General features: G+C 64.2%; 10 protein-coding genes. 7 read left to right on the forward strand and 3 right to left on the reverse strand.

Annotation, left to right across the window (positions count from 1 at the left end):
• The first annotated feature begins 3 nt into the window (after window positions 1-3).
• The 3 genes from xdhA (at window position 4) to xdhC (ending at window position 4792) form a co-directional block, all read left to right on the forward strand.
• Entirely contained in the window at window positions 4-1485 is a 1482-nt protein-coding gene (gene xdhA / locus QQK95_RS24160) for a xanthine dehydrogenase small subunit (protein WP_284276896.1), read from the forward strand.
• Complete coding sequence (xdhB, locus tag QQK95_RS24165) at window positions 1485-3830, forward strand: xanthine dehydrogenase molybdopterin binding subunit (protein ID WP_284276897.1); 2346 nt, start codon at window positions 1485-1487, stop codon at window positions 3828-3830. Before xdhA ends, xdhB begins: the two co-directional genes overlap by 1 nt.
• A 62-nt stretch (window positions 3831-3892) precedes the next feature.
• Complete coding sequence (gene xdhC, locus QQK95_RS24170; RefSeq protein WP_284277062.1) at window positions 3893-4792, forward strand: xanthine dehydrogenase accessory protein XdhC; 900 nt, start codon at window positions 3893-3895, stop codon at window positions 4790-4792.
• A gap of 13 nt (window positions 4793-4805) precedes the next feature.
• Here xdhC and QQK95_RS24175 read toward each other — a convergent pair whose 3' ends face one another.
• From QQK95_RS24175 to QQK95_RS24185, 3 genes are all read right to left on the reverse strand, one after another.
• Window positions 4806-6053: an LLM class flavin-dependent oxidoreductase gene (locus tag QQK95_RS24175; RefSeq protein ID WP_284276898.1), complete on the reverse strand. Its 1248-nt coding sequence runs from the start codon at window positions 6051-6053 to the stop codon at window positions 4806-4808.
• Complete coding sequence (locus QQK95_RS24180) at window positions 6050-7021, reverse strand: LLM class flavin-dependent oxidoreductase (RefSeq protein ID WP_284276899.1); 972 nt, start codon at window positions 7019-7021, stop codon at window positions 6050-6052. Before QQK95_RS24180 ends, QQK95_RS24175 begins: the two co-directional genes overlap by 4 nt.
• 369 nt (window positions 7022-7390) lie before the next feature.
• Window positions 7391-8311 carry a LysR family transcriptional regulator gene (locus tag QQK95_RS24185; protein WP_284276900.1) on the reverse strand — a complete coding sequence of 307 codons (921 nt, stop codon included), beginning with the start codon at window positions 8309-8311 and terminating at the stop codon, window positions 7391-7393.
• Between the two features lie 132 nt (window positions 8312-8443).
• Between QQK95_RS24185 and QQK95_RS24190 the strand changes: the two genes are divergently transcribed.
• The 4 genes from QQK95_RS24190 (at window position 8444) to QQK95_RS24205 (ending at window position 12817) form a co-directional block, all read left to right on the forward strand.
• Entirely contained in the window at window positions 8444-9661 is a 1218-nt protein-coding gene (locus QQK95_RS24190) for a urate hydroxylase PuuD (RefSeq protein ID WP_284276901.1), read from the forward strand.
• 1 nt (window position 9662) lies between these two features.
• A complete protein-coding gene (guaD, locus tag QQK95_RS24195) occupies window positions 9663-10976 on the forward strand; it encodes a guanine deaminase (RefSeq protein WP_284276902.1) in 1314 nt (437 codons plus the stop codon).
• Window positions 10977-11051: 75 nt separating this feature from the next.
• Window positions 11052-11555: a heme-degrading domain-containing protein gene (locus QQK95_RS24200; protein WP_284276903.1), complete on the forward strand. Its 504-nt coding sequence runs from the start codon at window positions 11052-11054 to the stop codon at window positions 11553-11555.
• Window positions 11552-12817, forward strand: a complete 1266-nt coding sequence (locus QQK95_RS24205) for a glycerate kinase type-2 family protein (RefSeq protein WP_284276905.1) — start codon at window positions 11552-11554, stop codon at window positions 12815-12817. The genes QQK95_RS24200 and QQK95_RS24205 overlap by 4 nt, the downstream gene beginning before the upstream one ends.
• The last annotated feature ends 8 nt before the right edge of the window (window positions 12818-12825 follow it).

Below are 12825 nucleotides of genomic sequence, written 5' to 3' on the forward strand. Positions count from 1 at the left end.
GGCATGGCCAAGGTCACTATCCGCAACGAGATCCGCTTCATCCTCAATGGCAGGGACGTCGCGCTGTCGTCGGTGGCGCCTGATGCGACCCTGCTCGACTGGCTGCGGCTCGACCGTTCGCTGCGCGGCACCAAGGAAGGCTGCGCCGAGGGCGATTGCGGCGCCTGCACCGTTCTGGTCGGCAAACTTTCGGCTGGCGGGCTGGTCTATGAAAGCGTCAATGCCTGCATCCGCTTCCTCGGTTCGCTCGACGGCACCCATGTCGTGACGGTCGAACATTTGCGTGGTCAGCCCGGGCAATTGCATCCGGTGCAGCAGGCGATGGTCGATTTCCACGGCTCGCAATGCGGCTTCTGCACGCCTGGCTTCGTCATGTCGCTATACGGCCTGTGGATGAAGTCGCCGGATCCCTCGAACGCGGCGATCGAAAAGGCGCTGCAAGGCAATCTCTGCCGCTGCACAGGCTATGAAGCGATCATGCGTGCTGCCCACGCCATTTCCAGCTATGGCAAGGCGGCGAAGGATCCGCTGGCGGCGGAGCGCAAGGCGATCACGGCGAGGCTGGAAGCCTTGCGGGACGGCGCGCGGATCGAGATCGGTTCCGCCAGGGCGCGGCTTATCGTGCCTGCCGATGTCGACGATTTCGCCACAGTGCTCGACAAGGAACCTGGCGCCACCATCGTTGCCGGCTCCACCGATGTCGGCCTGTGGGTGACCAAGCATATGCGCGACATCTCTCCGGCGGTTTTCATAGGCAATCTCGACGGGCTGTGCACCATCGCCGAAGACAAGGGCGTCATTTCGATCGGCGCCGGTGTCACCTACACCGAAGCCTTTTCGACGCTGTCGAAACGGATCCCGGCGCTCGGGCCGCTGTTTGACCGCATCGGCGGCGAACAGGTGCGCAACATGGGGACGATCGGCGGCAACATCGCCAACGGTTCGCCGATCGGCGACACGCCGCCGCCCTTGATCGCGCTCGGCGCGCGCCTGACGCTGCGCAAGGGCAAGAAGCGGCGCACGATCCCGCTGGAGACCTTCTTCATCGCCTATGGCAAGCAGGACCGGCAGCCGGGCGAATTCGTCGAGACCGTGCACGTGCCCGTGCCGGCCAAGGGGACGAGCTTTGCCGTCTACAAGATCACCAAGCGCCGCGACGAGGACATCACGGCGGCCCTCGGCGCTTTTTCCCTGACGCTGGGCAAGGACGGCACGGTCGCCGATGTGCGCATCGCCTATGGCGGCATGGCGGCGACGCCGAAGCGGGCGTCTTTTGTCGAAAAGGCGCTGCTCGGCAAGCCCTGGACCGAAGAGACGGTCGAGGCGGCGATGGCGCAATACGCCAGGGATTTCACCCCGCTCACCGACATGCGGGCGTCAGCCGAATACCGGGCTCTGGCGGCCAGGAACCTGTTGTTGCGCTTCTTTGTCGAAACCACCGGCACCGGGGCGCCCTTCCAGGTGTCACGCAACGAGGCGGCATGATGAACAAGCACGCCACATCAAATCTCAAGGCTGAGAAGATTATCGGCGGCGTCGCCACCGATCAGCGGCATGATTCCGCCCACAAGCATGTCAGCGGTACCGCCGTCTACATCGACGACATGCCGGAACCATCAGGCACGCTGCATGGCTGCCTCGGGCTCTCCGCCGCCGCGCACGCCACGATCACCCGCATGGACCTTTCGGCGGTGCGCGCTGCCTCCGGAGTCGTCGATGTGCTCACGGCAAAGGATGTACCGGGCGAGAATGACATTTCGCCGACCGGCCGGCACGATGAGCCGGTGCTCGCCGACGGCAAGGTCGAGTTCTTCGGCCAGCCGATCTTCTGCGTTATCGCCGAGACCCGCGAACAGGCGCGCCGCGCCACCAGGCTGGCCAAGGTCGAATACAAGGAATTGCCTTTCGTCACCGACATCGGCGAACTCGATCCGAGGAAGGACAAGCTCGTCACGCCGCCGCTTACCTTGAAGCGCGGCGATGCCGCCGCAGCGATCAAGGCGGCGCCGCGCCGGCTGAAGGGAAAGATGCGCGTCGGCGGCCAGGAGCATTTCTATCTTGAAGGCCATATCGCCATGGCCGTTCCCGGCGAGGATCAGGACGTCACCATCTATTCCTCGACCCAGCATCCGAGCGAAGTCCAGCACATGGTGAGCCATGCGCTCGGCGTGCCCAGCAATGCCATCACGGTGGAGATCCGCCGCATGGGCGGCGGCTTCGGCGGCAAGGAAACGCAAGGCAACCAGTTTGCCGCGCTGGCGGCCATAGCCGCCAAAAAGCACCATCGCGCCGTCAAAATCCGGCCCGACCGCGACGACGACATGATCGCCACCGGCAAGCGTCACGATTTCCTCGTCGACTACGAAGTCGGCTTCGACGACGAGGGCAACATTCTCGGCGTCGATTTCATGTTCGCCGCGCGTTGCGGCTTCTCGTCGGACCTGTCGGGCCCGGTGACGGATCGCGCGCTGTTCCATTGCGACAACACCTATTTCTGGCCCGCGGTGCACGCGCAATCGGCGCCGCTCTACACCAACACCGTGTCGAACACCGCCTTCCGGGGCTTCGGCGGCCCGCAAGGCATGGTCGGCGCCGAACGCGTCATCGACGAGGTCGCGTTCGCGGTCGGCAAGGATCCGCTCGAGATTCGCAAGAAGAACTTCTACGGCACCAGCGACCGCAACATCACGCCCTACCACCAGACGGTCGAGGACAACATCATCCAGCGCATCGTCGCCGAACTCGAGGAGAGCGCCAGCTATGCGCGGCGGCGGCGCGAAATATCGGCCTTCAACGCAAACAGCCGTTTCATCAAGCGCGGCCTGGCGCTCACGCCCGTCAAGTTCGGAATTTCCTTCACCGCAACGCACTACAACCAGGCCGGCGCGCTGGTGCATGTCTATACAGATGGTTCGGTGCATCTGAACCATGGCGGCACCGAGATGGGGCAGGGGCTCTACCTCAAGGTCGCGCAGGTGGTGGCGGAAGAATTCCAGATCGATCTGGACCAGGTGAAGATCACCGCGACCACCACCGGCAAGGTGCCCAACACCTCGGCCACCGCGGCATCGTCCGGCTCCGACCTCAATGGCATGGCGGCGCAGAATGGCGCTCGCCAGATCAAGGACCGGCTGACCGATTTCGCCGCCGAAAAATACCAGGTGCCGCGCGATCAGGTGGTGTTCCTGCCCAACCGGGTGCGCATCGGCAACCAGGAGATCGCCTTCGCTGACCTCGTCAAGCAGGCCTATATGGCGCGCATCCAGCTCTCGGCCGCGGGCTTCTACAAGACGCCGAAAATCCACTGGAACCGCGACAAGGGTGAGGGTCGCCCTTTCTACTATTTCGCCTACGGTGCTTCCTGCTCGGAGGTCTCGGTCGACACGCTGACCGGCGAATACATCGTCGAGCGCACCGATATCCTGCACGAGACCGGCCGTTCGCTGAACCGCGCCATCGATCTCGGCCAGATCGAGGGCGGCTTCATCCAGGGTATGGGCTGGCTGACGACCGAGGAATTGTGGTGGGACGACAAGGGCCGGCTGCGCACCCACGCGCCGTCGACCTACAAGATCCCACTGGCCTCCGACCGGCCGAAGATCTTCAACGTCACTTTGGCAGACTGGCCGGAAGCGTTCGAGCCGACGATCCACCGCTCCAAGGCGGTCGGCGAGCCGCCCTTTCCGCTCGGCATGTCCGTGCTTCACGCGCTGTCGGATGCGGTGGCCAGCGTCGCCGATCACAGGGTCTGTCCGCGCCTTGACGCGCCGGCGACGCCGGAGCGCGTCCTGATGGCCATCGAGCGGCTGAAAGGCGAGGCAAAGGCCTGAATCCGGTAAAAGGTGCAATTCAGGCCGAAAAACCCTATGTTTCCCGCACGGGAATGCGAATGATGACTTCGAAAGTGCAAAGCCTGAAAGACTTCCTGGCTGGCCAAGGTCGCATCGCCTTGGTCGAAGTGGCGGGCACCAAAGGCTCGACGCCGCGCGAGAAGGGCGCCTTCATGCTCGTCTCGAGGGAGGCGATCTTTGGCACGATCGGTGGTGGCCAGCTCGAGTATATGGCGATCGACAAGGCGCGGCAGATGGTGGCGTCTTTGCCTCCCCGCAAGCCGGGCAAAGAAGCTCGCATCGAGGTCGATGAAGTCTGCGCCACGCTCGACGTGCCGCTCGGGCCGGAGATTGGCCAATGCTGTGGCGGGCGCGTCGAAGTCTTGATCCGGCTCGTCGATGTCGATCTTGCCAACAAACTGGTTGCGGCGGCGGAAGCCGAAGAGGCGCATCTGCCGCATGTCTATATCTTCGGCGGCGGCCATGTCGGCCAGGCACTGGCGTCGGCGATCGCGCTCCTTCCCGTGCATGGCGTCGTCATCGAGACGCGGGCCGAGGCGCTGGACGGCATGCCGGAAACCGTCGAGACGCGGCTGACGCCAATGCCCGAGGCCGAGGTGCGCAATGCGCCCGCCGGCACGGCTTTCGCCATCCTGACCCATGACCATGCGCTGGATTTCCTGATCGTCGCCGAAGCCTTGAAACGCGACGACGCGGCCTATGTCGGCATGATCGGCTCGAAGACCAAGAAAGCCACTTTCAGGAACTGGTTCCTGAAATCGGCTGAAGGCACCGACGCGGAATTCGCCCGCCTCGTCTCTCCGATCGGCGGCGACGCCGTCAAGGACAAGCGCCCTCAGGTGATTGCCGCCCTTGCGGCCGCCGAGATCATGACGGCGCTGGTCGTGCACACCGCTGCGCCGAATGCCGACCGTCCGCATGACAGGGTGATGGCCGGCTAAGCTTGCGCTGCGGCTAAACCGGCCGCTTCAAGCCCAGGTGGTCGCGCAGTGTTCGGCCTTCGTAGTCCTTGCGGAACAGGCCGCGCCGCCGCAGTTCCGGCACGACCAGCGTGGCAAAGGCATCGAGCTCTCCCGGGAAATAGGACGGCATGACATTGAAGCCGTCTGCAGCGCCGCCTTCGAACCGCGCCTGCAGCTCGTCTGCCACCTGCGCTGCCGTTCCCACGATGCGCCAGTGGCCACGCGCGCCGGCGAAGTGGCGGGCCAGCTGGCGGATGGAAAGGCCGTCGCGGCGCGATTGCTCGACGACGAGCGCCTGCCGGCTTTTCATCCCTTCGCTCTCGGGCAGTTCGGGCAGCGGCCCGTCGATCGGATAGCGCCAGAGATCGGAAATGCTGAGATAACTGGAAAGCAGCGCCACGCCGACATCGTCCGGGATCAGTTCCTGCAGCTCCTCATGCTTGTCGCGGGCCTCGGCCTCGGTTTCCGCCACCACGGGCGAGACGCCCGGCATGATCTTGATGTCGTCAGGCTCGCGCCCATAGGCGGCCATGCGTCCCTTGAGATCGTCATAGAAGGCTTTGGCTTCATCGAAAGTCTGCGCTGCCGTGAACACCACATCGGCAGTGCGGGCGGCAAGGTCGCGGCCGACATCCGAGGCGCCGGCCTGGACCATGACCGGCGCGCCCTGTGGCGAACGCGGCAGGTCGAGCGGGTCGCGAACCGAAAAGCTCTGGCCGTCATGGCCGGACGCCTTGCCGTGCCACAGCCCGGTGACCACTTCGGCGAATTCACGCGCGCGCTCGTAGCGGTCGGCATGGGGCTTGAGACCCGTCGAGCCGAAATTGGCGGCCTCGATCGGGCTGGCCGAGGTGACCAGGTTCCAGCCGGCCCGGCCGCTGCTCAGATGGTCGAGCGACAGGAAAGTCCGCGCCAGCCCGTATGGCTCGTTGTAGCTTGTCGACGCCGTCGACACGAGGCCGATGCGGCTGGTTTGCACGGCCAGCGCCGACAGCAGGCTTATCGGCTCGAAGCCGATCGAGCGCGACGTCTGGCTGGCGATGCCGATATTGGCTTCGCGCAGGCCCGCGGCATCCTCACAGAAGATCATGTCGAACTTGGCCGCCTCCGCCGCGCGCGCCAGCTGGACGTAATGGTCGATATCGACACCGGCCGTTACATGCGCCTTCGGGTGGCGCCAGGCGGCGATGTGATGACCCGTCGCCCACAGGAAGGCGCCGAGCTTCATCTGCGCGGTCATCGGTCACCTCCGCCGGCAAGCCCAAGATGCGAGCGCAACGTTGTCCCGCGATAGCCTTCTCGAACAAGGCCGCGTTGCCGCAACACCGGCAGAACAAGATCGGTAAATTCGTCCAGCATCGAACACCGCACCTGGATGTTAAATCCGTCGCAGCTTCTCGTCCGGAATTGACTTTCCAGCCTGTCCGCTGTGGCGGCCCGCGTATCATCGGGGGCGAACGAAATATTCGTCAGCACCCTCATGGCGTCCGGATCGCGCCCAGCGGCCGTGGCGCGGCGCCTCAGATCATCGAAGCGTATTTTCGCGCTCTCGGCCGACCCGCTCTCCAGCAAAATGACATCCGCGTTGCGGGCCGCAATATCGAGGTCGGGCTCGGACAGGCCGGACAGCACCAGCACCGGGGTGTCCTGCGGCGAGCGTGCCACGTTCAGCGGTCCGCGCACCGAAAAGAACTCTCCCTTGTGGTCGAGCAGGTGCATCTTTTCCGGGTCATGGAAGCGGCCGCCGGTCTTGTCGAACAGCAGCGCATCTGCGTCCCAGCCCTGCCACAGGCCTCGAACGATGCCGATATACTCCTCGGCGCGGCGGCGAAAGTCCGTGTCGGAAAACCCTTCCGGCCGGCTGAAATTGGCGGCTTCGCGGGAGTCCTGCGCCATCGTCGCATGCCAGCCGATGCGACCGTGGCTGATGATATCGAGCGAAGCAAAACGACGTGCCAGATTGTAGGGCTGATGCGCGAGCGTGGAGGCGCTGGCGACGAGACCGATCCTGTCGGTCACCGTTGCCAGCGCGGCCAGCAGCGTCGTGGCCTCAAACGGGCTGCTCGATGGTCCGTCCGCGGTGTCGGAACTCACGATCATGTCGACGCCGGCCGCTTCTGCCTGTCGCACGAATTTGCTGATCCGGCTGAAATCCAGCACGGTCTCTCCGGTGGCGGCGGCGATGTTGAGCGAAATGGCGAGATGCATGCAGGCGGCCCATTCGGCTGCGACCGGCGTCGTGCAGCCATCCGGCTACCAACCTAGGCTCGCTTTCACGCAAGGCAACGGGCATCAGTGGGCCACCGGGCTGTCACTTGCCGGCCAGGCATCGCGTCGCTTGGGGTGGAAGTCCTGCCGGCCCGAATATTGCGTTGGTGGCCGCATACTTCGGCAATGAGCCTGAACCCCCAATCCATGCCGTGACTCTGAAGCGTTGCGACGGTGCAAAATTCTACGCCGCTGCGTCCCCGTCGAAGGTCACGGAATGGATCCTCGGGTCTGCGCTCCGCTTCGCGTCGCTCCGCCGTGGATGACGACGTCGTGGAGGCAATCGGCCAATCCCGAAGCAAAGCTAGCCTACTTACCCGCCAGGATATCCTTGATCAGCCGTTGGCAGCGCTCGGCCATGAAGTCGAGCAACAGCCGCACCTTGGGATCCTGCAGCTTCTTGTGCGGATAGACGGCGGCGAACTGCACCGGCGTCGGTGGCGTGTTGGCCAGGATCACCTGCAGCCGCCGGTCGCGGATGAACGGTTCGACCTCGAAGCGCGGCTTGTTGATGATGCCGCGTCCAGACAGCGCCCAGCCGGTCAGCACATCGCCATCGTCGGTGTCGTAGGGTCCGTGCACCTCGAATTTCTGCGGCCCTGTGGAGGTCTGCAGCGTCCAGACATATTCGCGCGCGCCGGAATAGCGCAACATCAGGCAGTCGTGCTTCTTGCCGATCAGTTCCTGCGGCTCGGCCGGTTCGCCGCGCGCCTCGAGATATTTCGGCGCCGCCACCAGCACGCGCTCGCATTCCATGATGCCGCGCATCCTGAGGCTGGAATCCTCGATGATGCCGAGCCGGAAGGCGACGTCGATGCCTTCCTTCATGATGTCGACATTGTGGTCCGAGAGCCTCAGCCGCACCTCGATATCGGGATATTTGTCGTGGAAATCGGGGATGCCCGAAGCCACCAGCCTGCGCCCGAGGCCGAGTGGCGCTGTAACGCGGATGGTGCCGCGCGGCTGGCCGGAAAGTGCCGATACCGCGGCTTCCGCTTCGGTGATCGCCTCCAGCACCTGCTTGGCGCCCGAATAGAAGACCGTGCCATGCTCGGTCGGCATCAATTGCCGCGTCGTGCGGTTGAACAGCCGCACGCCGAGGTGCTTCTCCAGTTCCTTGATGCGATTGGAGGCGACCGCCGGCGAAATGCGCATGTCGCGGCCCGCCGCCGACAGATTGCCGAGTTCGACGACGCGGACGAAGACGGCGATGTTGTCGAGATAGGCCATGCAGAGCACCTTCGCCGGTTTGCAGCGATTAGCCTAGTATTTTCCATTTTTTTTTGAAAGTCATCGTACGCCTCGCCTCTTTCCGTTTGCGTGCGACACCGTAAAGTCAGCCAATCGGCAGGGACGACTTCAATGATGGATTTCGCGATTTTCTGGGACTGGCTGAGCTTTGCCGTGCGCTGGCTGCACGTCATCACTGGCATAGCCTGGATCGGCTCGTCCTTCTATTTCGTCGCGCTCGATCTCGGCCTGCGCCAGCGTCCGGGCATGCCGGTCGGCGCCTTCGGCGAGGAATGGCAGGTGCATGGCGGCGGCTTCTACCACATCCAGAAATATCTGGTGGCGCCGGCCGAAATGCCGGAGCACCTGACCTGGTTCAAATGGGAATCCTACGCCACCTGGCTGTCGGGCTTCGCCATGCTGTGCGTGGTCTACTATGCCGGCGCCGACCTGTTCCTGATCGATCCCAACGTGCTGCCCATGTCGGTGCCGGTCGGTATCCTTCTGTCCATGGCCACGATCGGCGTCGGCTGGGTGGTCTATGATCTGCTCTGCCGCTCGCCGCTGGGCAAAAGCGACACAGGCCTGATGCTGGTGCTCTACTGCGTGCTGGTGTTCATCGCCTGGGGGTTGACGCATCTGTTCACCGGCCGCGCCGCCTTCCTGCATCTGGGCGCCATCACCGCCACGATCATGTCGGCCAATGTCTTCATGGTCATCATCCCCAACCAGAAGATCGTCGTCGCCGACCTGATCGCCGGTCGCAAGCCCGACCCGAAATACGGCAAGATCGCCAAGCAGCGCTCGCTCCACAACAACTATCTGACGCTGCCCGTTCTGTTCCTGATGCTGTCGAACCACTATCCGCTGGCATTCGGCACGCAGTTCAACTGGGTCATCGCCTCGCTGGTGTTCATCATCGGCGTGCTGATCCGGCACTATTTCAACACCGTGCACAAGCGGGCCGGCAACCCGCACTGGACCTGGCTTGGCGCGCTCGTCCTGTTCATCATCATCATCTGGCTGTCGACCGTGCCCAAGGTGCTGACCGGTGAGCCCAAGGCTTCCGCCTCGGCGGACATCTACATCGCCTCCGCCCATTTCCCGGCGGTGCGCGACACCGTGCTCGGCCGCTGCTCGATGTGCCATGCGCAAGAACCGGGCTATGAAGGCATCTACCATGCGCCCAAGGGGGTGATGCTCGACACCGACGCTGATATCGCCAACCACGCCCGCGAGATCTATCTGCAGGCCGGACGCAGCCATGCCATGCCGCCCGCCAATGTCAGCCAGATCACCGACAAGGAACGGGCATTGCTGGTGGCCTGGTTCGAAGGCGCGGGGAAATAGCATGACCTCGACACTTCTGCGCGGCCGCACGCTGTCCTTCGTGCGCTGGCCCGAGACCATCGACGACCATTCGGCCTGGCGTTACGAGGAAGATGGCGGCCTGCTGATAAGCGACGGTCGGATCGTCGCCTCAGGCGTCTATGCGCAAGTCGAGGAACAGGCCGGTGAGGGGGCCAAGAAAATCGACCACCGGCCGCATCTTTTGCTGCCGGGCTTCGTCGACACCCATGTGCATTTCCCGCAGATGCAGGTCATCGCGTCCTACGGCGCCGAACTGCTCGATTGGCTGAACACCTACACTTTTCCCGAAGAGACGAAATTCGCCAACGCCCAGCATGGCCGCCGCATCGCGCGGCTCTTCCTCGACGAGATGGTGCGGCACGGCACCACGACGGTTGTCGCCTACTGCTCGGTGCACAAGGCCTCGGCTGAAGCTTTTTTCGCCGAGTCGCATGACCGCAACATGCTCAACATCGCCGGCAAGGTGATGATGGACCGCAATGCGCCCGAAGGCGTGCTCGATACGCCGCAATCCGGCTATGACGACACCAAGGCGCTGATCAAGGAGTGGCACGGCAAGGGGCGCCAGCACTATGCCATTACACCGCGCTTCGCCATAACCTCCTCGCCGGAGCAGATGGAGATGGCCGGCGCGCTGTGCCGCGAGCACCCCGGCCTGCACATGCAGACGCATCTGTCGGAAAACCACGCCGAGATCGCCTTCACGCAGCAGCTTTACCCCTGGTCGCGCGACTATACCGATGTCTACGAGCATTACGGGTTGCTGGGCAAAAAGAGCCTGTTCGGCCACTGCATCCATTTGTCGGAACGTGAGGCCGACGCGCTGTCGCAGAGCGGCTCGGTGGCCGTGTTCTGCCCGACCTCGAACCTGTTCCTCGGCTCCGGCCTGTTCGACTACCAGCGCTTCCGGCATCGGGAGAAGCCGTTGCGCATAGCCGCCGCCACCGATGTCGGCGGCGGCACCAATTACTCCATGCTGCGCACCATGGACGAAGGCTACAAGGTGATCGCGCTGAATGGCGAGAAGCTCAACCCGTTCCAGTCCTTCTGGCAGATCACGCGCGGCAATGCCGAGGCGCTGTCGGTGGTGCAAAAGATCGGCACCTTGGACCAGGGCACCGACGCCGACATCGTCGTGCTCGACGCCAGGGCGACGCCGGCGATGCGGCTAAGGATGGAAACGGTGCAGACGCTGGCGCAGGAATTGTTCCTGCTGCAGACGCTGGGCGACGACCGCGCCGTGCGCGAGGTCTATGTCGCGGGCCGGGCGGCCAAGAGCGACATGGCGAATTAAGCACGGATGCGTTCATTGCTTGACCCGGCGGCAGCCATCGGTCAAAGCGTGCGGCGAAGTTGACAGGGGAACGACATGGCCGCTGCGGACGACATCGCTCTGATCCGGAAACAGGAAGAGACGCTGGTCTTCCCGGCCTTCGATGAGGCCATCTCCTTCAAGATCGGCTCAGCCATCCGCCAGCGTGCGCTCGCCGAAAACCTGCCCATCATCGTCGACATCAGGCTGTGGGACCGGCCGCTGTTCTACGCGGCCATGCCGGGATCAAACGCTTCCAATCCCGATTGGGCGCGCCGCAAGATCAATGTGGTGAAACGGTTCCTGAGAAGCACCTATCGCATGGTGCTGGAGCAGCAGCGCCCTGACCGCGCCTTCAAGATCGGCGAGGGCCTCGACATCTCCGAGTATGTGCTCGCCGGCGGCGGTTTTCCGGTGACGGTCAAGGGCGCCGGCGTCATTGGCGTGATCGCGGTCTCCGGGCTGCCGGAACGCGAGGATCACGGCGTGGTCGTCGATGCGCTGTGTGATCATCTGGGTGTCGACAAGCGTGGGCTGGCACTGGCTTCGGAAGCTGAATGACCGTGCTCGACCCCAAGGCTTTCCTCATCTCCATCTTCGACGCCGCCGTTGCAGCCGCCGATCCGGAGCGGACCATCCGGGATCATTTGCCGGCGAAGCCGAAGGGCCGCACTGTCGTCATCGGCGCCGGCAAAGGCTCGGCGCAGATGGCGGCAGCCTTCGAGAAGGTCTGGGACGGGCCGATCGACGGGCTGGTCGTCACCCGCTACGGCTATGGCGCGAAATGCGAACGCATCGAGATCATAGAGGCGGCGCACCCGGTGCCGGACGCCGCCGGCCTAGAGGCCTCACGCCGTCTGCTCGCCAAGGTCCAGGGCCTCACCGAGGATGATCTGGTCGTGGCACTGATTTCCGGCGGCGGTTCGGCGCTGCTGCCATCACCTGCGGCCGGCCTGACGCTGGCCGACGAGATCGCCGTCAACGAGGCGCTGCTTGCCTCCGGCGCGCCGATCGCGGCGATGAACACCATCCGCAAGCATGTCTCGACCATCAAGGGCGGCCGGCTGGCGGCCGCCGCCTGGCCGGCCAAGGTGGTGTCGCTGGTGGTCTCCGATATCCCGGGTGACAATCCGGCGCTTGTCGCTTCCGGTCCGACGGTCCCCGATACTGGCAGCCGCGAAGACGCGCTGGCCTCGATATCGGCCTATGGCATGAAGCTGCCTGCTTCGGTGATGGCGCATATCAATTCGCCGGCCGCCGATGCGCCAAACCCTGGAGATGAGCGTTTTTCGCGCAACGAAGTGCATCTGATCGCCTCGGCCGGCGTGTCGCTGGAAGCGGCAGCGGCGGAAGCCAAGCGGCAAGGCATGGAGGCCGTCATCCTCTCCGATGCCATCGAGGGCGAAGCGCGCGAGGTCGGCGGCGTCCATGCGGCCATCGCGCGCGAAGTGGCGACGCGTAACCGGCCATTTGCGAAGCCGGTGTTGATCCTGTCCGGCGGCGAAACCACAGTGACCTTGCGCGCCAAAGGCAAGGGCGGCCGCAATTCGGAATTCCTGCTCGCCTTCGCCATCGGCATCAACGGCATGCAAGGCATTCATGCCCTCGCGGCCGACACCGACGGCATCGACGGCTCTGAAGACAACGCCGGCGCCTTCGCCGACGGTTCGACCGTGTCACGCATGTTCGCGACCGGCGTCGACGCCAAGGCGATGCTGGCCGGCAACAATGCCTGGACGGCGTTCAACGCGGTGGGTGACCTCTTTGTGCCGGGGCCAACCGGCACGAATGTGAACGATCTCAGGGCGATCCTGATCCGATAGGCGACCCT

It is taken from the genome of Mesorhizobium huakuii, from assembly GCF_030160235.1.
In the GTDB taxonomy this organism is placed as follows: domain Bacteria; phylum Pseudomonadota; class Alphaproteobacteria; order Rhizobiales; family Rhizobiaceae; genus Mesorhizobium; species Mesorhizobium huakuii.

Bases quoted from the DNA above. Each gene is read 5' to 3' on its own strand.
- xdhA (WP_284276896.1), top strand. From the start codon at position 4: ATGGCCAAGGTCACTATCCGCAACGAGATCCGCTTCATCCTCAATGGC.
- QQK95_RS24190 (WP_284276901.1), top strand. From the start codon at position 8,444: ATGATGGATTTCGCGATTTTCTGGGACTGGCTGAGCTTTGCCGTGCGC.
- QQK95_RS24175 (WP_284276898.1), bottom strand. From the start codon at position 6,053: ATGACCGCGCAGATGAAGCTCGGCGCCTTCCTGTGGGCGACGGGTCAT.
- xdhC (WP_284277062.1), top strand. From the start codon at position 3,893: ATGACTTCGAAAGTGCAAAGCCTGAAAGACTTCCTGGCTGGCCAAGGT.
- QQK95_RS24185 (WP_284276900.1), bottom strand. From the start codon at position 8,311: ATGGCCTATCTCGACAACATCGCCGTCTTCGTCCGCGTCGTCGAACTC.
- QQK95_RS24200 (WP_284276903.1), top strand. From the start codon at position 11,052: ATGGCCGCTGCGGACGACATCGCTCTGATCCGGAAACAGGAAGAGACG.
- QQK95_RS24205 (WP_284276905.1), top strand. From the start codon at position 11,552: ATGACCGTGCTCGACCCCAAGGCTTTCCTCATCTCCATCTTCGACGCC.
- QQK95_RS24180 (WP_284276899.1), bottom strand. From the start codon at position 7,021: ATGCATCTCGCCATTTCGCTCAACATCGCCGCCGCCACCGGAGAGACC.
- guaD (WP_284276902.1), top strand. From the start codon at position 9,663: ATGACCTCGACACTTCTGCGCGGCCGCACGCTGTCCTTCGTGCGCTGG.
- xdhB (WP_284276897.1), top strand. From the start codon at position 1,485: ATGAACAAGCACGCCACATCAAATCTCAAGGCTGAGAAGATTATCGGC.